At 68.2% G+C, this 23,226-nt stretch carries 20 protein-coding genes; 11 read left to right on the top strand and 9 right to left on the bottom strand.

All coding sequences use genetic code 11. The annotated features are described in order from the left end of the window. Nucleotide 1: 1 nt before the first annotated feature. From sdhA to EV647_RS17510, 3 genes are all read left to right on the top strand, one after another. Nucleotides 2-1,744: a succinate dehydrogenase flavoprotein subunit gene (sdhA, locus tag EV647_RS17520; protein ID WP_134003961.1), complete on the top strand. Its 1,743-nt coding sequence runs from the start codon at nucleotides 2-4 to the stop codon at nucleotides 1,742-1,744. Continuing rightward, nucleotides 1,744-2,448 carry a succinate dehydrogenase iron-sulfur subunit gene (locus tag EV647_RS17515; protein WP_131285930.1) on the top strand — a complete coding sequence of 235 codons (705 nt, stop codon included), beginning with the start codon at nucleotides 1,744-1,746 and terminating at the stop codon, nucleotides 2,446-2,448. Before sdhA ends, EV647_RS17515 begins: the two co-directional genes overlap by 1 nt. Nucleotides 2,449-2,575: 127 nt before the next feature. Further along, the gene (locus EV647_RS17510; RefSeq protein WP_134003959.1) at nucleotides 2,576-3,688 is read left to right on the top strand and encodes a sialidase family protein; all 1,113 of its coding nucleotides are present in this window, start codon (nucleotides 2,576-2,578) and stop codon (nucleotides 3,686-3,688) included. Between the two features lie 217 nt (nucleotides 3,689-3,905). Here the strand turns inward: EV647_RS17510 and EV647_RS17505 are convergent, their stop codons facing one another. Beyond that, a complete protein-coding gene (locus tag EV647_RS17505) occupies nucleotides 3,906-4,319 on the bottom strand; it encodes a DUF2000 domain-containing protein (protein ID WP_134003957.1) in 414 nt (137 codons plus the stop codon). 54 nt (nucleotides 4,320-4,373) lie between these two features. Continuing rightward, nucleotides 4,374-5,201, bottom strand: a complete 828-nt coding sequence (locus tag EV647_RS17500; RefSeq protein WP_134003955.1) for a M55 family metallopeptidase — start codon at nucleotides 5,199-5,201, stop codon at nucleotides 4,374-4,376. A gap of 23 nt (nucleotides 5,202-5,224) precedes the next feature. Here EV647_RS17500 and EV647_RS17495 point away from each other — a divergent pair, with 23 nt between their 5' ends. Further along, a complete protein-coding gene (locus EV647_RS17495; RefSeq protein WP_134003953.1) occupies nucleotides 5,225-6,019 on the top strand; it encodes an AraC family transcriptional regulator in 795 nt (264 codons plus the stop codon). Here the strand turns inward: EV647_RS17495 and EV647_RS17490 are convergent. The 3 genes from EV647_RS17490 to EV647_RS17480 all read right to left on the bottom strand — a co-directional run bounded on the left by EV647_RS17490 (nucleotide 5,991) and on the right by EV647_RS17480 (nucleotide 10,778). Continuing rightward, on the bottom strand, nucleotides 5,991-6,236 hold the full coding sequence (locus tag EV647_RS17490; RefSeq protein ID WP_134003951.1) for an SCO4848 family membrane protein: 246 nt from the start codon (nucleotides 6,234-6,236) through the stop codon (nucleotides 5,991-5,993). The two genes, EV647_RS17495 and EV647_RS17490, sit on opposite strands and share 29 nt — an antisense overlap. Nucleotides 6,237-6,256: 20 nt before the next feature. Further along, nucleotides 6,257-9,013 carry a LuxR family transcriptional regulator gene (locus tag EV647_RS17485; protein WP_134003949.1) on the bottom strand — a complete coding sequence of 919 codons (2,757 nt, stop codon included), beginning with the start codon at nucleotides 9,011-9,013 and terminating at the stop codon, nucleotides 6,257-6,259. 235 nt (nucleotides 9,014-9,248) lie between these two features. Beyond that, the gene (locus EV647_RS17480; RefSeq protein WP_166680359.1) at nucleotides 9,249-10,778 is read right to left on the bottom strand and encodes an amino acid permease; all 1,530 of its coding nucleotides are present in this window, start codon (nucleotides 10,776-10,778) and stop codon (nucleotides 9,249-9,251) included. 124 nt (nucleotides 10,779-10,902) lie between these two features. On the opposite strand from EV647_RS17480, the gene EV647_RS17475 reads away from it, so the two are divergent. The 5 genes from EV647_RS17475 to EV647_RS17455 are packed head-to-tail and all read left to right on the top strand — an operon-like array spanning nucleotide 10,903 to nucleotide 15,825. Further along, nucleotides 10,903-12,288, top strand: a complete 1,386-nt coding sequence (locus EV647_RS17475; RefSeq protein WP_202876193.1) for a glutamine synthetase family protein — start codon at nucleotides 10,903-10,905, stop codon at nucleotides 12,286-12,288. Beyond that, nucleotides 12,269-12,976: a gamma-glutamyl-gamma-aminobutyrate hydrolase family protein gene (locus EV647_RS17470; protein WP_134003948.1), complete on the top strand. Its 708-nt coding sequence runs from the start codon at nucleotides 12,269-12,271 to the stop codon at nucleotides 12,974-12,976. The genes EV647_RS17475 and EV647_RS17470 overlap by 20 nt, the downstream gene beginning before the upstream one ends. Next, nucleotides 12,973-14,319, top strand: a complete 1,347-nt coding sequence (locus tag EV647_RS17465; RefSeq protein ID WP_134003946.1) for an aldehyde dehydrogenase — start codon at nucleotides 12,973-12,975, stop codon at nucleotides 14,317-14,319. Before EV647_RS17470 ends, EV647_RS17465 begins: the two co-directional genes overlap by 4 nt. After that, nucleotides 14,320-15,096: a 3-oxoacyl-ACP reductase gene (locus tag EV647_RS17460; protein ID WP_134003944.1), complete on the top strand. Its 777-nt coding sequence runs from the start codon at nucleotides 14,320-14,322 to the stop codon at nucleotides 15,094-15,096. A gap of 9 nt (nucleotides 15,097-15,105) precedes the next feature. Beyond that, nucleotides 15,106-15,825: a FadR/GntR family transcriptional regulator gene (locus tag EV647_RS17455; protein ID WP_134003942.1), complete on the top strand. Its 720-nt coding sequence runs from the start codon at nucleotides 15,106-15,108 to the stop codon at nucleotides 15,823-15,825. 208 nt (nucleotides 15,826-16,033) lie between these two features. Here EV647_RS17455 and EV647_RS17450 read toward each other — a convergent pair whose 3' ends face one another. Continuing rightward, entirely contained in the window at nucleotides 16,034-16,240 is a 207-nt protein-coding gene (locus EV647_RS17450; RefSeq protein WP_134003940.1) for a HEAT repeat domain-containing protein, read from the bottom strand. A gap of 143 nt (nucleotides 16,241-16,383) precedes the next feature. Next, nucleotides 16,384-19,269: a S8 family serine peptidase gene (locus tag EV647_RS17445; protein WP_238177253.1), complete on the bottom strand. Its 2,886-nt coding sequence runs from the start codon at nucleotides 19,267-19,269 to the stop codon at nucleotides 16,384-16,386. Between the two features lie 223 nt (nucleotides 19,270-19,492). Here EV647_RS17445 and EV647_RS17440 point away from each other — a divergent pair, with 223 nt between their 5' ends. Both EV647_RS17440 and EV647_RS17435 read left to right on the top strand, forming a co-directional pair. Further along, nucleotides 19,493-20,437, top strand: coding sequence for a zinc metalloprotease (locus EV647_RS17440; protein ID WP_134003938.1), 945 nt, complete (start codon nucleotides 19,493-19,495; stop codon nucleotides 20,435-20,437). Between the two features lie 58 nt (nucleotides 20,438-20,495). Beyond that, entirely contained in the window at nucleotides 20,496-21,626 is a 1,131-nt protein-coding gene (locus tag EV647_RS17435; RefSeq protein ID WP_134003936.1) for a D-alanyl-D-alanine carboxypeptidase family protein, read from the top strand. Here the strand turns inward: EV647_RS17435 and EV647_RS17430 are convergent. Further along, on the bottom strand, nucleotides 21,620-22,675 hold the full coding sequence (locus tag EV647_RS17430; RefSeq protein WP_134003934.1) for a YihY/virulence factor BrkB family protein: 1,056 nt from the start codon (nucleotides 22,673-22,675) through the stop codon (nucleotides 21,620-21,622). The two genes, EV647_RS17435 and EV647_RS17430, sit on opposite strands and share 7 nt — an antisense overlap. Before the next feature lie 28 nt (nucleotides 22,676-22,703). After that, complete coding sequence (locus EV647_RS17425; RefSeq protein ID WP_133785077.1) at nucleotides 22,704-23,216, bottom strand: 2'-5' RNA ligase family protein; 513 nt, start codon at nucleotides 23,214-23,216, stop codon at nucleotides 22,704-22,706. Between the last annotated feature and the right edge of the window lie 10 nt (nucleotides 23,217-23,226).

The raw sequence follows: 23,226 nt of genomic DNA, 5'->3' as shown, positions 1-23,226 counted from the left end.
CATGCAACAGCACCAGTACGACGTCATCATCGTCGGCGCGGGCGGCGCGGGGATGCGCGCGGCCCTCGAGTCGAGCAAGCGGACCCGTACCGCCGTACTCACCAAGCTCTACCCGACCCGTTCGCACACCGGCGCCGCCCAGGGCGGTATGTGCGCCGCGCTGGCGAACGTCGAGGAGGACAACTGGGAGTGGCACACCTTCGACACGGTCAAGGGCGGCGACTTCCTGGTCGACCAGGACGCGGCCGAGGTGATGTGCCGCGAGGCCGTCGACGCGGTACTCGACCTGGAGAAGATGGGCCTCCCCTTCAACCGGACCGCCGAGGGCAAGATCGACCAGCGGTTCTTCGGCGGCCACACCCGCAACCACGGTGAGGCCGTCGTACGCCGGTCCTGCTTCGCGGCCGACCGTACCGGTCACATGATCCTGCAGACGCTGTACCAGCAGTGCATCAAGCAGAACGTCGAGTTCTTCAACGAGTACTACGTTCTCGACCTGCTGATGACCGACGGCAAGGCGAGCGGCGTGGTCGCGTACGAGCTGGCCACCGGCGAGCTGCACGTGTTCTCCGCGAAGTCGGTGATCTTCGCGTCCGGCGGTTTCGGGAAGGTCTTCCGTACGACGTCCAACGCGCACACCCTGACCGGCGACGGGATGGGCATCGTGTGGCGCAAGGGCCTGCCGCTGGAGGACATGGAGTTCTTCCAGTTCCACCCGACCGGCCTGGCGGGTCTCGGCGTACTGCTGTCGGAGGCGGCCCGCGGTGAGGGCGGCATCCTGCGGAACAAGGACAACGAGCGTTTCATGGAGCGGTACGCGCCGACCGTGAAGGACCTGGCGCCGCGGGACATGGTCGCCCGGGCGATGGCGAACGAGGTCCGTGAGGGCCGCGGCTGCGGTCCGGACGGCGCGTACGTGATGCTCGACCTGACCCACCTGGAGCCGGCGCACATCGACGCGAAGCTTCCGGACATCACCGAGTTCGCCCGGACCTACCTGGGCGTGGAGCCGTACACCGAGCAGATCCCGGTGTTCCCGACCGCGCACTACGCGATGGGCGGCATCCCGACCAACATCAAGGGCGAGGCGCTGGCCAACAACGAGGACGTGATCCCGGGCCTGTACGCCGCCGGCGAGGTCGCCTGCGTCTCCGTGCACGGCGCGAACCGGCTGGGCACCAACTCGCTGCTCGACATCAACGTGTTCGGCCGCCGGGCCGGGATCGCCGCCGCGGAGTACGCCGCCACGGCGTCCTTCGAGGAACTGCCGGCGAATCCCGAGGCGTACGTCGTCGAGCTCGTCGAGGGCCTGCGCAGCTCGACCGGCCAGGAGCGGATCGCCGCGATCCGGGCCGACCTGCAGGCGACGATGGACCTGAACGCGCAGGTGTACCGCACCGAGGGCTCGCTGAAGCAGGCGCTCGTCGACATCGCGGCGTTGAAGGAGCGGTTCAAGAACGTCGCCGTACAGGACAAGGGCAAGCGGTTCAACACCGACCTGCTGGAGGCCGTCGAGCTCGGGTTCCTGCTCGACCTGGCCGAGGTACTGGTGGTGTCCGCGCTGGAGCGCAAGGAGTCCCGCGGCGGGCACTTCCGCGAGGACTACGACAAGCGCGACGACGTCAACTTCATGCGGCACACGATGGCGTACCGCGAGGTCGATGCCGACGGCAACGAGACGATCCGGCTCGACTACAAGCCGGTCGTGCAGACCCGCTACAAGCCGATGGAGCGCAAGTACTGATGGACGTGAAGGTCAAGATCCTGCGGTACAACCCCGAGGTCGTCGACGAGGCCGAGTGGAAGACGTACTCCGTCACGCTGCAGCCGACCGACCGGGTGCTGGACGCGCTGCACAAGGTCAAGTGGGAGCAGGACGGCACGCTGACGTTCCGGCGGTCCTGTGCGCACGGTGTCTGCGGCTCGGACGCGATGCGGATCAACGGCCGCAACCGGCTGGCCTGCAAGACCCTGATCAAGGACCTGAACCCGGAGAAGGAGATCACCGTCGAGCCCATCAAGGGCCTGCCGGTGCTCAAGGACCTGGTCGTCGACATGGAGCCGTTCTTCGACGCGTACCGCTCGGTGATGCCGTTCCTGGTCACCAGCGGCCACGAGCCGACCCGGGAGCGGATCCAGTCGCAGGCCGACCGGGACCGGTTCGACGACACCACGAAATGCATCCTGTGCGCCGCCTGTACGACGTCCTGCCCGGTGTTCTGGTCCGACGGGCAGTACTTCGGCCCGCAGGCGATCGTCGGCGCGCACCGGTTCATCTTCGACAGCCGCGACGAGGGCACCGAGCAGCGGCTGGAGATCCTGAACGACAAGGAAGGCGTCTGGCGCTGCCGGACCACCTTCAACTGCACCGACGCCTGCCCACGCGGCATCGAGGTCACCAAGGCGATCCAGGAAGTGAAGCGCGCACTCATCTTCCGTCGGGTGTGAGCTTGCGCCCTCTTTCGCATAAGATTCCACCGCCGACCTGACCCCCCTTGCGGGGACACCTGCGCCTTGGGGGGTGACTGTGGAGCCGCGCCTCCGCGAGTTGTCCGACCGCTACTACCGTCGCCTGGTGGAGCTGTTGGAGCGCTGCGGCCTACCCCGCAGCATGCCGCCGCTCCTGGTCCTCGGGGTGCTCGCGGCCGCGACGTCCATCGTGCTCGCGGTAGTGCACCTGGCCTCGCACCCGTCGCAGACCGATCCGCCGATCGCCATCGAACCGGCCGCCGCGGGGCGGTCCGGCAGCGCGGTGGTGAACTCCGAGCGCGCCCAGGTGCTGGCGATCACGATGGTCACCAGGAACCGCTGGGCGGCCGGCTGGTCCGACTGCACCAGCGGCCCGAACTGCAAGTTCGCCGCGGTGATCGACCGCGACGGCTCCCGCGCCACCGCCCCCGAGTGGCCGGTCCCGTACGCGACGCTGCAGGCCGGCAAGGAGGCGATCGCGGTCGCCCCGCCGCTCGAGGGCACGCTGACCGGTGGCGCGACGATGATGTTCCGGCTGACGTACGACGGCCCCGTGCTCACCAAGCTCCGGTACCGGCTGCCCACCTCGACGTTCGAGAAGAACGAGATCCTCACCGACCGGATCGTGCCGGGGTCGATCGTCGTGGTGAACCCGGAGGAGTCGACGGTCCGGATGCTCCGGACCCGCGGCACCCGGTCCCCGGTCTGCGACGAGTCCGGACGCTGCTGGATCCTGACCGGTATCGGCCGCACGGACGTCGTCTGGACCGACGACGGCGGCCGCACGTGGGGCTCGCGCTCACTCGACAGCCACAACCAGCTCGGCCGGCTCGCGATCAGCCCGGACGGCCGCACGCTGCTCTCGACGGCCGTCACCGTCGGCGCCACCGGCCAGACCATCTCGAAGATGCAGATCTCCACCGACCGCGGCGCGAACTGGACGACGGTCGAGAACCCGCCGAAGAGCCTGGCGGTCGCACCGCTCGCCTTCGACGACGGCACCGCCCTGATGCTCGGCGGCCGCCCCGGCGACCGCCCGCGCCTCTACCGCGTCCGCGACGGCGCCGCCAAACTGGACCGCGGCTACCCCGGCGACCTCGCCGACCTCTCCGGCGACGCCCAACTCATGTACGGCTCCGAGGTCCCCAAACGCCGCACCACCGAGGTAGTCCTCAGCACCGACCAAGGCGCCACCTGGACCAAGTTCGCCCCCCGCTAGCCGTCCTCGAGTCGTGGATTTCAGCGGAGGGCGGGCACGACGGATCGTGTGCAGCTGGACAGGTAGTGCACCTACGAGACGCTGTACGCGCGGACACCACCACACTCAGGTGCACTACCCCGACGGCTGACACCACCTGTCCAGCTGCACACCGACCGCATCGGGCCCACCCGGACGTCGCCCGGACTGCGACCGTCCGCGGCCGAGCGGTGCCGGCTCAGTGGTGCTTGGTGGCGCCCTTCAAGGTCTTGTCGACGGCGTTCTTCGGGCCGTAGAAGGCGATGCCGACCAGGTCGAGTTCGGCGGTGCGGACGGCCCGGACCGCCGCGCGGTTGTCCCGGTCGTTGCCCGTGGCAAACAGATCCTGAGTGAACACCGAGTGCTCGATCCCCCGGCCGAGAGCCCGCTCGTGGGCAGTGGCCATGAACTCCTTGGACCCCTCGAACACCATCACCGGCTGCCGGAACATCGGCAGATAGCGCACGTCATCCGCATCCTCGTACGGCTCGCCGACCACCTCAGGATGCGTCCCGGCAATCCCACTGACCAGGAACGCCGTCACATTCAACCGCTGCCAAACAGCCAGGTCGTCCCGCAACAACACAGCAATCTTCGTATCGAACTTTTCCACAACCCCAATGCTCAGGCTCAAGACCACCAGCGGGCTTGTACGTTCTTAACCGGCTCAGCAGTACGGCGGGTTGGAGGTTACTGCTGTGCAGACTCGGAGGAACAGGTTGAACATGCGGTAGAGGTGGAGCATGTCGCCGGCGACGGTGACGGTGCGGTCGTCGCGGCGGGTTACGCCGGGGATGGCGGTGAGGTGGGACGCGACCGAGGCGGACTGCCAGCGGACGGACAGGGTTCGGGGGCCGGTTGGGGCGTCCGGCTTGGAGAGGGTGCGCAGCGCCTCAACTGTTGTCGCTTCGATCGACTCGCGGGCCTCCGCGACCGGGACGAGTTGCGCGGCGAAGCGGTCCTTGGCGAACTTGACCGGCACAGTCGCTACCGCGGGATCCCAGGCCTTCATCTCGTCGCAGGCGGCGTCGTCCCCGGTCAGCAGCGCCAGCGGTACGCCGTACGCCGCCGAGGCCGCGTGGAACAGGCCGATCTCGCCGGTGAGCTGCTCGTCCAGCCAGATGTCCTCGATCTCGTGGCCCATGAAGCTGTGGCTCAGGACACCGAGCACGCCGGCGCGGGCGTGGTACCCGATGCAGAGTACGGCGTCGTACTCCGGGGTCAGGCCCTCCATCATGCCCATCGGCTTCGGACGGCCCTTGATCAGGCCGGCGCGCGGGTCGAGGAGGTCGGGCAGCAGGTTGCGCATCGGGCCGTGGGCGTCGTTCACGAGGACCTCGGTCGCGCCGGCGGCGTACGCACCGCGGACGGCGGCGTTCACGTCCTCGGTCATCAGCACCCGGCCGCGCTCGTAGTCCCGCCCCGGCGGCTGCACGTCCTCCGCGTCGACGACCCCGGTGATACCTTCCATGTCCGCACTCACGTAGACCTTCACACGCAGCAGGTTATGTTCTAACCATGAGCATCGGCGCCACGGTCCGGGCGTGGCGGCCCCGGGTGGACGGGGTCGTCGAGGTGCTGCATGCGCATTTCCCGTCGCACGCGTACCCGAGCCACACGCACGACGCCTGGACGGTGCTGATCGTCGACGAGGGCGCGGTCCGCTACGACCTGGACCGTCACGAGCACGGGCTCGCGCAGGCGCAGGTCTCGCTCCTCCCGCCGCATGTCCCCCACGACGGCCGCTCAGTGCTGCCGCAGGGCTTCCGCAAACGGGTCCTTTACCTCGATCCCGGCCGGCTCGGCGGCACGAACCTGATCGGCGCGGCCGTCGACCAGCCCGAGTACGTCGACCCGCTGTTACGGCACCGGATCCACCAGCTGCACGGCGTACTGGAAAGCGGTGTTGAGGACCTCGAGGCGCAGAACCGGCTCACGCTGATCGAGGAGCGCCTCGGGCAGCACCTGCGGCGGCAGGTGGTCGCTCCACCGGACCGGTCCGACTCGGGCGTGGCCGCGCAGTTGCGCGATCTGCTCGACGCGCATGTGCCGGACGGGATCAAGCTCGAGGACGCGGCCAAGCTGGTGCATGCGCATCCGGCGCATCTGGTGCGGGCGTTCAGCCGGGAGTACGGGATGCCGCCGCACCGGTACCTGACCGGACGGCGGGTCGATCTGGCCCGGCGGTACCTGCTCGACGGGCATCCGGCCGCGGAGGTGGCGACGCTGGCAGGGTTCTACGACCAGTCGCACCTCAACCGGCACTTCCGGAAACTGCTCGGGGTCACACCGGCGAGTTTTGTGCGGTCTTAGCCGCCCTGTACTTAGCCGCCTTGTACGCGCGGACTCCCCAGGTGCCGAGCAGCGCCGCGATCAGCAGGTTCACGACGATCAGGACGGTGTGCGCCACGTAGTACCCGGTCGGGCGGTCCTCGGTGTCCACGAGCGCCTTGATGAAGCGCAGGTAGGTGATGACGTTCCAGGCAGCGATGGCCAGCAGGACGAGTGCGTGCTTCCGTTCGAGCTTCACCCAGCCATTCTGACCCAGGCTCAAGAATTGGGCCGGTCGACCATGCGGAGCAGCTGGGTGCGGTTGGCCACTCCGAAGCGGCGGTACAGGCGGGTCAGCTGCGACTCCACAGCCTTCACCGACAGGTACAGGGCCGCGGCGATCTCGCGGTTCGTGGAGCCGTCGCGGACCATCGAGACGATCTGCTGCTCGTTGTCGGTCAGCTCCGACGGCTGCCGGCTCCGGCTCGGTACGTCGAGGCGCGCGAGCTCCATCTCCGCGACCTCGCGCCAGGCGGGCGCGCCATACGCCTCGAACTGCTCGATCGCGTCCAGGAAGGCGGTCCGGGCGACCGAACGGCGACGAGCCTGCCGGGCGATCCGGCCCCGGGTCAGCTCGCAGCGCGCGAGGTCGAGCGGGTAGACCCGGTCCCCCGCCGTACTGACCGTCTTCTCCAGCAGCTCCAGGGCGGCGGCCGGGTCGCCCTGCTTGGCGACCAGCAGCGCCTCGGCGCGATCCAGGCCGAGCTTCACCACGCGGCGGTCCAGGTTCTCGGCGCGGGTGCGGATCTCGGCGATCAGGGCGGCCGCGTCGTCCAGCCGGCCGGCCGCGACCAGGGCCTCGGCGTAGTCCGCGTGCCACGGGATCACCGCCGGGTCGTACGGCATCGCGGCCTCGCCCGACCCCGCGACCGCGTCGAACGCCTCGACAGCCCGCTGCGGCTCGCCGGTCAGTACGCCGATCAGCCCGAGGCTGACCAGCGCCGGACCGGTCCATTCGTCGTTCCCGACCAGGCGGCACGCGTCCAGCGCCGCCTCGGCGAGCTGCCGGCCCATGGCCGCCGAACCGCCGACCCACTCCGCACGACTGGCGATGACCATGCCGACCTCGGCCTCGTCACCGATGTCCTGCATCAGTTGGTAGCACTCGTGCCCGGCGGCCAGCGCGTCGGCGCCGCGGCCGCTGCGCTCGTAGATCGCCGTCGCGGAGATCAGTACGGACGCCAGCCAGCGCATCGCGCCGTGGTCGCGGACCTCGTCGGCCAACGCGGTGATCGCGGTGATCGCCTCGTCGGTCCGGCCGCGGAACAGCTCGCGCATCGCGGCCATCTGGCGGGCGTTCACCACGGTCCTGGTGAGCGGCAGACCCTTGGCCAGCTCACCCGCCTGCTCCAGCACGGCGTCAGAGGTCTCCTCGGCGTCGCGGGCCATCAGCACCGAACTCGACGCGCTCAAGGCGTCGACGATCGCTTCGGTGTCACCGGCCTCGCGCGCCAGCGCTTCGGCGATCCGCGCATCCTCCTGCGCGTCGTCCAGCCTGCGATCGAAGTAGTGGCTGTGGCTGCGCTCGATGCGCACGCGTGCCTCGAGCCGCTTGTTGCCCTCGGCCGCCGCGAACGCCTCCGCGAGCAACTCGACCCGGCGATCCCGCTCCGGCCAGACCGCGTCGGCACACAGCAACAGTGCGGGCACCCTGGTCTCGGGTGTCGTCGCTGTCTGTACGGCGAGCTGCGCCATGTCGGCCGATTCCGCCAGGTGACCAGCAGCCGCGGCATCGTCGGCGGCCCTGGTGAGGCGGCGGGCGCGTTCGTCCGGCTGGGTGCACGGTGTCCGGTCGGCGCTCAGCCGCCAGAGGGTCGCGGCGGCACCGGGGGCTCCCCGACCGGCGGCGACAGTGGCCGCCTCCTCGATCGTCGCGGCCAGCTCCGGATCGGCCTCCTGGGTGGCGAGGGCGCGGTGGGTCGCGTTCTCCACCGGTTCGTCGACCACGGCGGCGAGTTTGGCGTGGGCCTGACGACGCGCGGCCGACGTGGCTTCGGCGTACACGAACTCCCTGAGCAGGGGGTGTGTGAAGCGGAGCCGCTCGGCGGAGACGTCGATCAGACCGAGGGTCTCCGCCTCGGCGAGGTCGACCTCGATCGGGCGTTCCAGGGACTGGGCCAATTGCGTGGTGGTCGGACGCGGAGAGGACGCGGCGTGCAGGAGCAGCTCGTGGGTCTCGCTGGACAGGTCGCCGAGACGCTCACCGAGAAGGGTCTTGAGGCGGCTGGAGACCGGGAGCGGGTCGTTGGGCGAGACGCTCTTCGGATGCCGCAGTACGGCGCGACCGAGCTCGAGGGCCATGAACGGGTTGCCGGCGCTCGCGGTGAAGATGCGGCGCGCCGTCCGGACCGGGAGCGGGCTGGACAACCGCTGCCGGAGCAGGCCGAGTACGTCGGGCTCAGTGAGCGGCGGGACCTCGAGCTGCAGGACGGGCTCGGGGCAGGCGTCGGCCATCACCGGCAGGTCGCCGTCGGCCACCTGCTCGGTGGCGAGCAGGTGCACGCCCTCGGAGAGTCGGCGAGCACAGAACGTGAGCACCTCGAGGCTGGACGGGTCCACCCATTGGATGTCGTCGACCACGATCAGCACCGGGCCGGTCGTGGCGAGCCGGCGGAGGACGTGCAGTACGGCGAGGCGCACGGCCAGCTCGTCACGCACCGTATCCGGGGCGCTCGCCTTCAGCAGCGCGACCTCGAGCGGCTGCCGAAGGTGGTCCGGCAGCACCTGCCAGGCGAACTCGAGCTGGTGGGAGAGCAGGTCGAGGAGCGTCACGTACGGCAGGCCGGCCTCGGAGTTGGACGGGGCGGCGCTGAGGATCCGGCAGCCCTTCCGGCCACGCTCCGCGACGAGTGCCCGGCCGAGGGCCGACTTACCGATGCCGGTCGGGCCGTAGAGCAGCACGCTGCCGCTGGTCTCGAGCTGCTTGGTAGCACGCTCGACCAGTCCGGCACGTCCGACCAGCTCGTCGTCAGTCATCCAACTCCTCGAAGGATTACCCTCGCCGATCATCACAGTCATTGACCGTTCGACACGACGAGTGTCACATGAGGAAATTTGCTGGCCACCATCCTGACACCCATTACTGCACAGTTCCGAGCAGTCGCGGCGGCACGATCGTGCCGGGGCACCGGATGGTCTTTCGACGACATTGAGCCCCCCTCGACCGTTTCGCGCCGGCGCAACCGGTCGAGGAGGGCTCAAAGAGAGATGATCAGATGGACTCGAGGTCGCGTTCGATGGCGGCCAGCTCCTCCTCGGTGCCTTGGACCTTGGGGCCGGTGAACCAGCGGCGGGCGGACAGGAACCAGTACGCCGCCGCGAAGCCGAGCACCACGAGGACGGCGATCGGCGTGTAGTTGAAGGTGCTACCAGTGACGGGGCTGACCTGCGGCAGCATGAACAGGATCGTGATGAACGCGACCCACACGATCGCGACGATCCCGATCGGACGGCTCCAGCGGCCGAGGTGCCACGGGCCGGGCTGGAAGTCCTTGCCCTGCAGCAGCCGCAGCAGGGTCGGCAGGACGTAGGCGATGTACAGGCCGATCACCGCGATCGACGTGACAGCGGCGTACGCCGTCGCGTTCCAGAGATACGGCAGCCCGAGGAGGAACGCCCCGCCGGCTGCCAGCCAGATCGCGTTGGTCGGCGTCCTGGTCTTTCCGTTGATCTTGTGCCAGAACTTCGACCCCGGCAACGCCCCGTCGCGGGAGAACGCGTAGATCATCCGCGAGTTCGCGGTCACCGACGACATCCCGCAGAACAGTTGCGCGCCGATCACGACCAGCAGCAGGACCTTGGCCAGCCCGCCACCGACCGCGTCGATGAAGATCTGGGCCGGCGGTACGCCGATATCGCCCTCGAGGGCGCCGTCGTAGCTCTGGATCGCGAAGGTCAGGCCGATCAGCAGCACCCACCCGGCCGCCAGCGAGACCAGGATCGACATCACGATCCCGCGCGGACCCGACCGGGCCGCATCGTGGGTCTCCTCGGTCATGTGCGCGGAAGCGTCGTACCCGGTGAACGTGTACTGCGCGAGCAGCAGGCCGAGCAGGGCGACGTAGAAGGTGGAGCCCCAGCCGGTGTTGTTGACGAAATGCCCGAACACGAAGCCGGCCGACTGGTGCTTGTCCGGCACGAACACGAGCGCGCCGACGATGAAGACCACGCCGACGATGTGCCACCAAACGCTGATGTCGTTGAGCCTGGCGACCAGCTTCACGCCGAAGGAGTTCAGCAGCCCGTGCACCAGCAGGATGATCCCGAACAGCAGGATCGTGTGGCCTGGCGTCGTACTGAATCCGAACTGCAGGTCGAGGAACGCGTTCAGGAAGAACGCGGCGCCGAAGTCGATCCCGGCGGTGACCGCGACCTGGCCCAGGAAGTTGAACCAGCCGGTGAACCAGGACCAGGCCGCGCCGTTGGACGGCGCGAGTTTGGCGGACCAGTAGTACAGCCCGCCCGCGGTCGGGAAGCTCGAGCAGACCTCCGCCATCGCGAGCCCGACGAACAACGTCATCAGGCCGACGAACGGCCAGCCCCAGATGATCATCACCGGGCCGCCGGTGTTCATCCCGAACCCGTACAACGTCAGGCAGCCGGACAGGATCGAGATGATCGTGAAGGACACCGCGAAGTTCGAGAACCCTGACATCGTCCGGGACAGTTCCTGTGCATATCCCAACTGATGCAGGCGTTTCTCGTCGTCGGTCATCGGGGCGGCGGACTCGTCATTGCTCATTGCGGGGCCTCCTAGACACGCGCCTCAATGGTCTCCCCCCAGACCTTTGGACAATTGAGGCACCCCGGTCAGGCACTGTCAAGGGAAACTGCACGCGTTGACATCCCGACCCAGACTTGAGTCAATGGACTGGAAACAGACCAATAGAGCTCCGGGAGTGGCCGTGCTGGGTGTTGAGGAGTTGCGCAGGCTGGTCGAGGCCGGCGAGGTCGACACGGTGCTGGTGGCGATCACCGATATGCAGGGACGGCTTCAAGGAAAACGTTGCGGTGCGCGGTATTTCCTGGAGGAGGTGCTGAAGCACGGGACCGAGGGCTGCAACTACCTGCTGGCGGTCGACGTCGACATGAACACCGTCGACGGCTACACGATGTCCTCCTGGGAACGCGGGTACGGCGACATGGTGATGGCGCCGGACCTGGACACACTCCGCCTGGTGCCGTGGCTCGAGGGCACTGCGCTCGTGTTGTGCGACGTACAGTGGCTGGACGGTACGCCGGTGGTCGCGTCGCCGCGGCAGGTGCTGCGGGCCCAGCTGGACCGCCTCGCGGAGCGGGGACTCAAGGCGTACGTCGGGACCGAGCTCGAGTTCATCGTGTTCGACGACACCTACGAGGCCGCGTGGAACAAGCGGTATCTCGGCCTGACTCCGTCGAACCAGTACAACGTCGACTACTCCCTCCTCGGCACCTCGCGGATCGAGCCGCTGCTGCGCGACATCCGCAACGGCATGACCGGCGCCGGCCTGTACGTCGAGTCCGCGAAGGGCGAGTGCAACTTCGGGCAGCACGAGATCGCGTTCCGCTTCGACGAGGCGCTCGCGACGTGCGACAACCACTCGATCTACAAGACCGGCGCGAAGGAGATCGCCTCCAAACACGGCAAGAGCCTCACGTTCATGGCGAAGTACGACGAACGTGAGGGCAACTCGTGCCACATCCACCTGAGCTTCCGCGCCGACGACGGCGATCCGGTGCTCGCGGGCGACGGTGAGCACGGCTTCTCCCGGCTGATGGAACAGTTCATCGCCGGCCAGCTCGCCTGCCTGTCCGAGTTCACGTACCTGCTGGCCCCGAACATCAACTCCTACAAGCGTTTCGTCCGCGGCAGCTTCGCGCCGACCGCGATCGCCTGGGGACTCGACAACCGCACCTGCTCGCTGCGCGTGGTCGGCCACGGCGACTCGCTCCGCGTCGAGAACCGGCTCCCGGGCGGCGACGTGAACCCGTACCTCGCGGTCGCGGCGATCATCGCCTCCGGCCTGCACGGCATCGAGAACGAGCTGGAGCTCGAGCCGTTGCTGGAGGGCAACGCGTACGAGTCCGACAAGGAGCACGTCCCGTCCACGCTCCGCGAAGCCGCCGCACTCTTCACCGGGTCGAAGGTCGCCCGTACGGCGTTCGGCGACGAGATGGTCGACCACTACAGCAACGCCGCACGCGTCGAGCTGGACGCGTACGACGCCGCCGTCACCGACTGGGAGCGGATCCGTGGGTTCGAACGCCTCTAGGCGGCCGCGCATAGGCATCACGACGTACCTGGAGCCCGCGGCCTGGGGGATCTGGAAGCGGGAGGCCGCTCTGGTTCCGCGGGTGTACCTGGATGCGGTGGTGGCGGCCGGAGGGGTGCCGCTGCTACTGCCGCCGGTCGGTACGGATCCGTCCGTCCTGGAGATCCTCGACGGACTCGTGATCGCCGGTGGGTGCGACGTCGATCCCGGCTCCTACCAGGCGATTCCGCATCCGGAGACCGTCGACACCCGGCCGGGACGTGACAACCACGAAGCGATCCTCATCCGAGCCGCCCTGGACAGTGATGTCCCGTTGCTCGCGATCTGCCGCGGTCTGCAGATGCTGAACGTGACGCTCGGCGGCACCCTGCACCAGCACCTGCCGGATGTCGTCGCCCACGACGCGCACCGCCCGGAGCCGGCAACCTTCGGCACCGTCGAGGTGAAGATCGAGCCCGGCACCCTCACTGCGCGCATCCTCGGCGAACGCGCTGACGGCAGCTGCTACCACCACCAGGCCCTCGACGTGGTCGCACCAGGGTTGAAGGTCACCGCCCGCGCGGACGACGGAACGGTCGAGGCGGCGGAGGTGGAAGGCCACGACTTCGCACTCGGGGTGCAGTGGCACCCGGAGGAGAACCCCGAGGACCTGCGGCTGTTCACCGCACTGATCAGGAGCACGCAATGACGTACGACGTACTGAACCCGGCCACCGAGAAGGTGATCCGGAGCATCGAGCTCGCATCGGAGGCCGAGGCCGACGCGGCGATCGCCCGGGCCGCGAAGGCCTTCGAGACGTGGCGGGACGTGACGCCGGCCGATCGCGGGCGGCTGCTGCGGCGGTTCGCCGACGCGGTCGACGCCGACCTGGAGCACCTGGCCGCGCTGGAGGTCGAGAACGCCGGCCACACGATCGGCAACGCGCGCTGGGAGGCGGGCAACGTCCGGGACGTGCTGACCTACTACTCGGCCGCGCCGGAACGCCTTTTCGGAAAACAGATTCCCGTTGCCGGCGGCATCGATGTCACGTTCCAGGAACCGCTCGGCGTGGTCGGCGTGATCGTTCCGTGGAACTTTCCGATGCCGATCGCCGGCTGGGGCTTCGCACCTGCGCTGGCAGCCGGAAACACCGTTGTCCTGAAGCCCGCCGAGCTGACCCCCTTGACCGCTCTGCGCCTCGGCGAGCTGGCGCTGGAGGCCGGTCTGCCGCCCGGTGTCTTCGAGGTCGTGCCCGGTAAGGGAACCGTTGTCGGAAACCGTTTCGTCACGCATTCCGCGGTCCGGAAAATCGTCTTCACCGGCTCCACGACGGTCGGCAAGCAGATCATGGCCGGCTGCGCGGACCAGGTGAAGCGGGTGACGCTCGAGCTGGGCGGCAAGTCGGCGAACATCGTCTTCGCCGACGCGGATCTGGAGAAGGCCGCCGCGCAGGCGCCGTACGGCGTGTTCGACAACGCCGGCCAGGACTGCTGCGCGCGGTCCAGGATCCTCGTCGAGCGTTCGGCGTACGACCGGTTTCTGGAGCTGCTGGAGCCGGCGGTGAAGAACTTCAAGGTCGGTGACCCGTCGGATCCGGCAACGGAGATGGGGCCGTTGATCTCTGCGGGGCAGCGCGAGCAGGTGGCGTCGTACGTCGAGAACCCCGCGTTCCAGGGGACTGCTCCGAGCGGGCCAGGATTCTGGTTCCCGCCGACGGTGCTGGCACCGGCTGATGACCGAGCTCTGCGCGAGGAGATCTTCGGGCCGGTGGTCGCAGTGGTTCCCTTCGCGGACGAGGCGGATGCGCTGCGGATCGCGAACGACAGCGAGTACGGGCTGTCCGGCTCGATCTGGACCCGCGACGTCGGCCGCGCGCTCAGGGTGAGTCGCGGCGTCGAGGCCGGGAACCTCTCGGTGAACTCGAACTCGTCGGTGCGGTACTCGACGCCGTTCGGCGGTTACAAGCAGTCCGGCCTCGGCCGGGAGCTCGGCCCGGACGCGCTGGCCGCGTTCACCGAGACCAAGAACATCTTCATCAGTACGGAGGACTGAATGGACGTCAAGGCTCATCGGCTCGAGGGCCGGGTCGCAGTGGTGACCGGCGGTGCGAGCGGGATCGGTCTGGCCAGCGTACGGCGGCTCGCTGCGGAGGGGGCGCACGTCGTGATCGGCGACCTCGACCCGGCCGCGGGCAAGGACGCCGCGGACGAGGCCGGCGGGCTGTACGTGCCGACCGACGTCACCGATCCGGCCGCGGTCGACAACCTGTTCAAGCAGGCCTTCGACACGTACGGCGCCGTGGACATCGCGTTCAACAACGCCGGCATCTCACCGCCCGACGACGCGTCGATCCTGGACACGGGGCTGGAGGCGTGGCGCAAGGTGCAGGAGGTCAACCTGACGTCGGTGTACCTGTGCTGCAAGGCCGCGATCCCCTACATGCAGCGGCAGGGTCGCGGGTCGATCATCAACACCGCGTCCTTCGTCGCCGTGATGGGCGCGGCGACCTCGCAGATCTCGTACTCCGCGTCGAAGGGCGGCGTACTCGCGATGAGCCGCGAGCTCGGCGTGGAGTTCGCGCGGCAGGGGATCCGGGTGAACGCGCTCTGCCCCGGCCCGGTGAACACTCCGCTGCTCACCGAGCTGTTCGCGAAGGACCCCGAGCGGGCCGAGCGCCGGCTGGTCCACGTCCCGATGGGCCGCTTCGGCGAGCCGGAGGAGATCGCCGCCGCGGTCGCGTTCCTGGCCAGCGACGACTCCTCCTTCATCACCGCCAACACGTTCCTCGTCGACGGCGGAATCTCGGGCGCCTATGTGACACCGATCTAGTGTTGGTCCATGGTCGTTCAGGCAGATGACGCGGTGTTCCGGCCGGTGCGGGCCGGGAACCCGTTCGAGGAGACGGTCGAGCGGTTGCTCCAGGCAATCAAGCTCGGCGTCGTCGTGCCCGGCGACCGGCTGCCTCCGGAGCGCGAGCTCGCGACCCGGCTGAACGTCAGCCGGGTCACGCTCCGCGAGGCGATCCACGCCCTCATCGAGGCCGGCTACGTCGAGTCCCGCCGCGGCCGGTACGGCGGTACGTTCGTCAACGAGCAACTCCCGAAACCCCGCCGTACGCCGGCCAAACGCCTCGCCCGCGACCTCGCCGGAGGCCTCGACGACGCCCTCACGCTCCGCTTCGTCCTGGAAACCGGCGCCGCGGAAGCCGCAGCCTCCCGCACCCTGACCACGGCCGAACGCGACCACCTCGAACGGTGCCTGGCCGAAACGTCCACGGCCCGCCTGGCCGACTACCGCCGCCTGGACTCCCGCCTCCACCTGGCGATCGCCGAAGTCACCGGCTCCCCCTCCCTGACGTCGGCCATGGCCGACGTCCGCATGCGCCTCAACGAACTCCTGGACGCCATCCCCCTCCTCGAACGCAACATCGACCACTCCAACCACCAGCACCAGGCCATCATCGAAGCAATCCTGGCCGGCGCCCCCACCCCCGCCCGCCAATCCATGCAAGAACACCTGGCCGGCACCGAAGCCCTCCTTCGCGCTTTCCTCGAATAGTCAGGCGGAGATGAGGGCCTGGACGATCAGTTCGTTGCGGCGTCCTGGCCGACGGGACGGTGGTGTGGACGCCTTCGCGGAGGAACCCTCGCGATCGTTCTCAAATTGATTTCATCCGTCTACCATCTACTGCCCCGATCTTTCACCGAGGTCCGCGCCCGCGCAGGCGCATTTTCCTTCTCCTGGCGAGAAGAAGTCATGCTGAATGTCATTTCGCAGCATCGGACTCGAGCCGGTCGAACTTCCGGAGCACAGTTGCCGCCGCCCTTCTCACCGCCGGCCGCTCATCGCGAAGAAGGTTCTCGACTTGGGATCGCGACGCCGTCGCTCCCAGCTTTCCAAGTGCACCGACGGCGTGCAGCCTCAAGTCCTCATCGACAAGTAGTTCAATTAGCGCCTCGGCCACCTCGGCCATGACGTCGTACGGGCCCGTTCAACACATCGTCATCCGCGTACCCAGCCGGGGCGCGCCGATACATCTGCGCCGACGCGGATACCGCGTCGCGCCACGACGACACGCCCCGGTCCGCAAGGCGGCCGGGGCGTGTCGTGCGCGGTTCAGCTGATGGTCAGGATCTTGTTGACGGTGTACGCCGGCGCATGGTCAGCGTCACCCGGGAAGTAGACCCGGTACGCGATCTGGCCCCGGATCGCAGGCCTGATGCCGAACGCGTACTTGCCCGACGTGGACAGCTTCACCGACGCGATCGACTTCCACACCTTGTTGCCGTACTGCTGCAGGTAGACGGTCTGCCCGTAGTGCGCCGGAGCGACGTACCCGCTGAACGCGGTCGTCCCGCCCAGACGGATCGACGACGGAGACAACGTGGCCGAGATCGTCGGCCGCACCTGCACGGTGACGTCCGCCGTACGAGTCCCCATCAGGCTGGCGTTACCCGGGAACGTCAGCATGTACACCGACGACACGAGCGGCTTGTGCACCACCGACAACGTCCCGGTCGACGACGTCTTCAACGCCGCGAGCAGGGTGAACTTCGTCGAGTTCTTCGGCCGCACATACACGTTCACCGGCAACCCGGCATACGCCACATTGTCGATCCGCAACGTGCTCCCACGCAGCGTGATCGACCCGCCGTAATTGATCAACGTCGAGGTCGTCGAGATCCCCGACTTCATCCCGAGCAATTGCTTCACTGCCACCGGACTGACCTTGCCGCTGCGATCCTTGGCCCAGGCCGCGTACGTGTACGTCGTACCTTGCGCAAGGCCGGTGTTCTTCACCGCGGTGCCCGTGCCCGCGTACGCGAGCGAGCCGGTGGTCAACGCGGGCACGACACTGCTCGAATTGCGTCGCACGATCACTTGATCCAGGTCTGACATCGGAGCGATCTTCCAGCTCAGGTTCGCCGCGAGATAGGCGCCGCCAGCGGCAAAGTCCGGCTTCCCCGGGGCCAGATCGACCGTCGTGAACAGGCTGCTGAACGCCCCCATCCAGTTGTAGGACGTGTCCTTGACGTCAACGGCGGTGATTCGGTACGGGGTGTTGTCGAGCAGCGGCGTGGTCGGCGTAACGGTCACCCTGTTGGTGGCCGCCTCGTACTCGACCGCAGCCGCAACGGCCGAATTGGTCCTGGCGTTCGTCAACCGGACCGTCGTCGCGTTCACGGTCTCCGCCAAGGCCGGACGCGCGAAAGTCACGGACGGCTTGGTGTCCAGCGGCGCTCCGAACGACTGATCGCCTGGCGCTGCGTCGAGGGCTGGATATGAGTCAAGTACGGGCGATGTAGGCGTGATATCGCAGATGTAGCTGTCGACCGTGTAGGCGCGGGTGTCGCGCGCCCCGTTGTGGTTGCGGACGGAGAAATAGGTCGGACCGACGTCGGGCAGGCTGACCGCAACAATCACGCCGGTCACCCCGGGGCGATCCGGCTGGCCTGGTAATGGCAGGCGCACTTCGCCGAACGCCTTGGGCTTGAGCGAGGCGTCGTACACCGACAGTGCGGGAGCGAGATTCTGTGCGTACGTCGCTGAGTCGTACTCCGGCATGGTGACGGAGATGCAGAGGTCCCGGCCAGTGGACGTCATTTTGTACCAATCGACGTCGCCCTCGGTCCCGATGTTTCCACTGGCCCTCTGCTGCAGCTCGATCGATGTCGCGCGGGCCGGTTGGTCGTCGGTGTCCGGGGTTCCGGGAGCGAAGTCCGGAGCCCAGGTGCCGCCGAGGGCGTTGTACGCGTCGAGGACGCCGGAGCCGTAGTACTGGTCGACGCCTCGCGGACCGGCGTCGCGGGCGGTGGCCTGCAGGCGCGCGATCACCTGAGCCGGCGTCATCGAAGGCCACTTGTTGCGGACCAGCGCGGCGACGCCGGAGACGACCGCGGCAGAGAACGACGTACCCGACAGGCCGGTGTAATAGGGCGCACTACCTGACGGGGTCAGTGCTCGCGGCGCCGTACTGGCGATGCCGAAGCCGGGTGCGACGACATCGACGTCGCGAGGACTGCTGAAGCTGGTCAAGACACCGTTCCGGTCCGTGGCCCCTACGGACAGCACCTCCGGATACGCGGCCGGCCACTGCTGGAACTCCGCCGTACCGTCGTTGCCGACGGCCGCTACCACCAGCACACCATTCGCGACAGCGTTCTTGATCGCGTCGTGGACGATCTCGTTGGCGTACCCGCCGCCCAGCGACATGTTGATGACCCGGGCGCCGTTCTTGACCGCCCAGTTGATGCCCATGACCAGCTTGCCGTCGGAGCCGTTTCCGTTGTCGTCGAGCACCTTGACCGGCCGGATCTTGGCGTTCCACGCCACGCCGGCGATCCCGATGCCGTTGCTCGTGCCGGCCGCGATGATGCCCGCCACCGCCGTTCCGTGACCGTCGCCGTCGTTCGGCAGGGTTGCGGTGTTGAAGAGGTTGTACCCAGGCAGCAAGTGGCCTGCCAGGTCGGGGTGCCCTGCGTCGACGCCGGTGTCGAGTACGGCGATCGTCTGGGATCCGGCCGACTTGGTCAGGTCCCACGCCTGGTTGAGCCGGACGGTCGGGAGGTACTTCTGGTAGTTGACGTAGAACGGGTCGGTCGGGGTTGCGAACTTGTGCCGCATGTAGTTGAGCGACGCGAGCTCGACCGACGGGTCGGCCTTTACCTTCTTCAGCAGGTCGGAGGCTGGAACGTCACTGGTCACCGTCACCACGTCTGAGGTGACGGAGACGTCCGGCTTTCCCTTGACCTTGGCCAGGGCGGCCTTGCGGGCCGAGGTGGTCGCCTTCGGCTTGAACTTCACGAGGACCGACTTGGCGTCGTACTCGGGGCCGACTGGCTTCCCGAGGTTGGTCTTCGCCTTGAACGGGCGTGGTGCGGCGGAGACGTCGGCGGTTCCGGACGAGCCGGTGACAGTCACCAGGGTTGCGGCGACCAAGGCGGCGGGAAGCGCGAGTCGTAGTACGTGGGCAGGCGTCAGCGGCAGGCGGGCGCGGCGCATCCAGGCTCCATCGGAAAGAAGAGGGGGAGAACCAGTGCGGCCCCCGCGGCACCGGTATAGACAGGGGACACTTCTATCGTTCGAAGGACGGCGACTGCAAGCTCGGCGTGGTGGTGCCGTGGCACTGGGGGGTCAGGGAATCGGTTGGCAGGTGCCGGGATGGTGGGGAAAATCGCCGGATTCGGCCGCACCGCCCAAAGCGGCCCGATTCTGGAGGACCGCTATGCGATCTTTCGTTACCCGTCCCCGCGCTCTGGCCGTTCTGCTGGCCGGTACGGCGCTCGCGTTCAGTCCGCTCGGTGGACAGGCGACTGCCCAGTTGCCCGTCGACCAGACCGGCAACCCGGCCTGCTTCACGCCGGAGGAAGGTCCCGCCGCACGTGGTGGCTTCGGCGCCGACCACCGGGAGCTGTCGGCGGCCGAGCAGAAGGCCATCGAGGCCAAGACAGCACAGATCCTGAAGGCCAAGGCAGCCCGCGGGCTCGCCCCGCAGGCCGGCACGCTGGCGTCGGCGAGCGTTCCGGTGTACGTCCACGTGATGCTGAGCAAGACCGGCGCCGGTGACGTCACCGCGGCCCAGATCGACCAGCAGATTGCCGAGCTGAACCAGGACTTCGCAGGTCAGGAGTCGTCGCAGGCGGCGAACACCGGCTTCACGTTCTACCTGGCCGGCACCGACCGGTACAAGAACGACCAGTGGCACAAGGACCGCCAGAGCACGTCGTACCGCTCACAGACGCGTCTGGGCGGCAAGAACGCCCTGAACATCTGGCTGGTCGACTTCTCGTACCTCGGCATCGCGACGTTCCCGTGGGACTACGCGAGCAACCCGAAGATCGACGGCATCCGGGTGCAGTACAGCTCGCTGCCCGGCGGGTCGGCGACCAACTACAACGAAGGCAAGACCGCGTCCCACGAGGCCGGGCACTGGTTCGGGCTGTACCACACGTTCCAGGGCGGCTGCACGAGCACGAACGACTCGGTGGCCGACACGCCCGCCCAGAGCAGCTCGTCCAGCGGCTGCCCCGAAGGCCGGGATTCCTGCTCGCTGCCGGGTCTGGACCCCATCCACAACTACATGGACTACTCGTACGACTCCTGCTACAACCAGTTCACGCCCGGCCAGTCAACCCGCATCAGCAACATGTGGACTGCCTACCGGGCCTGATTCAGGGCATGAGACCCGCCTGTGACATCTGCACCGCTCGGCAACTAGAGTGCCGCCGATGCGTTTGCTTCTGACGGGCTGCGCAACCGCCGCACTGGTGGTCGCCGGACCTCTGACAGCGACCGCCGCCGGCCAGGTCCCACAGGGCCCGGTCGGCGGCGACCTGCTGACCGCGAAGCCGACGGTGGTCGCCAACGGGGCGACACCGCCGGCCGTCCAGGCGTCGGCGTACGTCGTGGCCGACGTGGACACCGGCCAGGTACTGGCGGCCAAGGCGCCGCACGCGCAACTGCGCCCCGCCAGCACGCTCAAGACGCTGACCGCGCTGGTCCTGCTGCCCCGGCTGAAGAAGACCGATCCGGTGATCGGTTCGGACGCCGACGCCGGCATCATCGGCAGCAAGGTCGGCGTGTACCCGGGCCTGCACTACACCGTCGACCAGCTGTTCCAGGGCATGTTCCTGGCGTCCGGGAACGACGCCGTACACGCACTTTGCGCGCACGACCAGGGCGGCGTACCCGCGACCATCCAGCGGATGAACGCCAAGGCCAAGGATCTCGGCGCCCTCGACACCCACGTCACCGACCCGACCGGCCTGGACGCCGACGGACAGTACTCCAGCGCCTACGACCTGGCCCTGTTCGCGCAGGCCGGGCTGACCCGGCAGGACTTCGCCAAGTACGCGTCGACGAAGTACACGAACTTCCCGAATGCCGGCAACAAGGGCACCTATCAGGTCGCGAACCAGAACAAGCTGCTCTTCAACTACGACGGCGCGCTCGGCGTGAAGACCGGCTACACCACGCTGGCGCGGAACACGTTCATCGGCGCCGCCCGCCGCAACGGGCACACGCTGGTCGTGACGATGATGAACGCGCCGCACGGCATCACCGAGGACGCGAGCAACCTGCTGACCTGGACGTTCACCAACTACGGCAAGCTCAAGCCGGTCGGCACCCTGGTCAGACCGGCCGGCGCGCCGCCGAAAACCCAGGCGGAAGGCAAGCCCGCCAGCAAGCCCCATCAAGGTACGGCGGGCCGCCCGCAAGCACGCACCGCACTCAACCCCGGCCAGGCAGTCCAGTCACTCGCCTTCCGCGTCCCCGACTGGGCGTACGCCGCCCCGCCGGTACTCCTCCTCGGCCTCTTTCTCCGCCGCCCTCGTGCCCTCCGCCGCCGCCGTCACTGACGACGGACCGAGCGCACCGCTCGGATACCCTGCACGGCCAGGGTGGTGAGCGTTGCGCCCAGGACCGCGCCCGCGGCGACAGCGACGGTGTCTGCCTTGCGCTCCGGGATCGGGACGACCTGGTAGCGCTTGTCGGGCGGGCCGAGGAGCAGCGGCTCGATCTCGGCCGGGCCTGACGGGAGCTCAGCGGGCTCAGCGGGCTCAGCGGCCTTGGCGTCGAGCGTCGCTTCCTTCGTCCAGGCGGCGATCAGCATGATCACCCGGGTCATCAGGTAGATCCACACCAGCAGCGCCAGCGGCAACGCCACAGCGCCGTACGCCGCGTTGGCGCCGAGGACATGGTCGACGTAGAGGTTGCCGAGCCGCTGCGCGAGGTAGAACACGACGCCACCGGCGAGCGCGGCGATCAGCGCCACCTTCCGGGGCAGGAGGATCCGCGGCAGGGCCGTCTGCAGGTACAGGAACAGCACGGCGCCGGCCGCGATCCCGATCACCAGGCTGGTCAGGCCGAGTCCCCAATCCGCCAGCCAGGTACCCTCCAGGTCGACCCAGCCGACGATGCGCTTGGACAGAGCGGTGAGGACCGACGAAGCGCCGGTGGCGGTCATGCCGATCAGTCCGAGGCCTATCAGGGCGCCGAAGTCGACGGCCTTCAGCTTGACGATGTTCCCCGGCTCGTCGTCGAGTTCGTGCATCGAGCGGATCGAGGCGCGCAGCGAGTCGATCCAGCCGAGACCGGTGAACAGCAGCGACACTCCGGAGATCAGGCCGATGGTGCCGGCGTGCCCGATCAGCGAGTCGATGTCGATCTTGTCGCCGATACCGGGCAGGTTCTTCTGCAAACCGTCCTTCAACGCCTCGATGGCGTCGTGGCCGAGCAACGGCCCGACGATCGCTGCGGCCAGCACGATCAGCGGGAACAGCGACAGGAACCCGAAGAAGCTCGTTGCCCCGGCCAGCCGGTTGCCGCGCCGGTCGCCGTACCGCTTCCACGCCCGCCACAGCTGCGACTTCTTGAACCGCGCCCAGGCGCGCTTGATCCTGCTCATGAATCTCCTGTACCCCGACGAAGGAGACTCAGCCTGCCAGCGGGAAGAACCGTTGCGGGCGCCACACGCCGTCCGCGCCGTGTTCGTAACGGCTGAAGTGCTCGACGTCGAACGCGCAGTCGTACTCCGACAGGGCGTCGTACGCGCGGTCGAGGGCGTCCTTGTCCAGGTCGTGCGCGACGGTGACGTGCGGGTGGTACGGGAACTTCAGGTCGATCTTCAGCGGACCGGACCGGACCTGTGACTGCAGCACCTCGCACGACGAGATGCCCTCGGCCAGTGGCACGAACACCACCGGCGAGATCGGCCGGAAGGTCGCCGTACCGCGCAGCCGGATCCGGAACCGCGGGAACCGGGCCGCGACCGCGAGCAGGTGCTCGTCGATCGCCGCCAGGTCGCCGGCCTCGATCTCGGTCGGCGGCAGCAGCGTGACGTGGGTCGGGATCGACGCGGCCATCGGATCACCGAACTCGGCCCGGTACTTCTGCAACTCCGTCCCGTACGGCTCCGCGATCGGAATCGCGACACCGATCGTGGTCATGGTCATCCGC

It is taken from the genome of Kribbella sp. VKM Ac-2566, assembly GCF_004366005.1.
Classification (GTDB): Bacteria; Actinomycetota; Actinomycetes; order Propionibacteriales; family Kribbellaceae; genus Kribbella; species Kribbella pratensis.
This window is presented reverse-complemented; position numbering and strand designations above follow the sequence as displayed.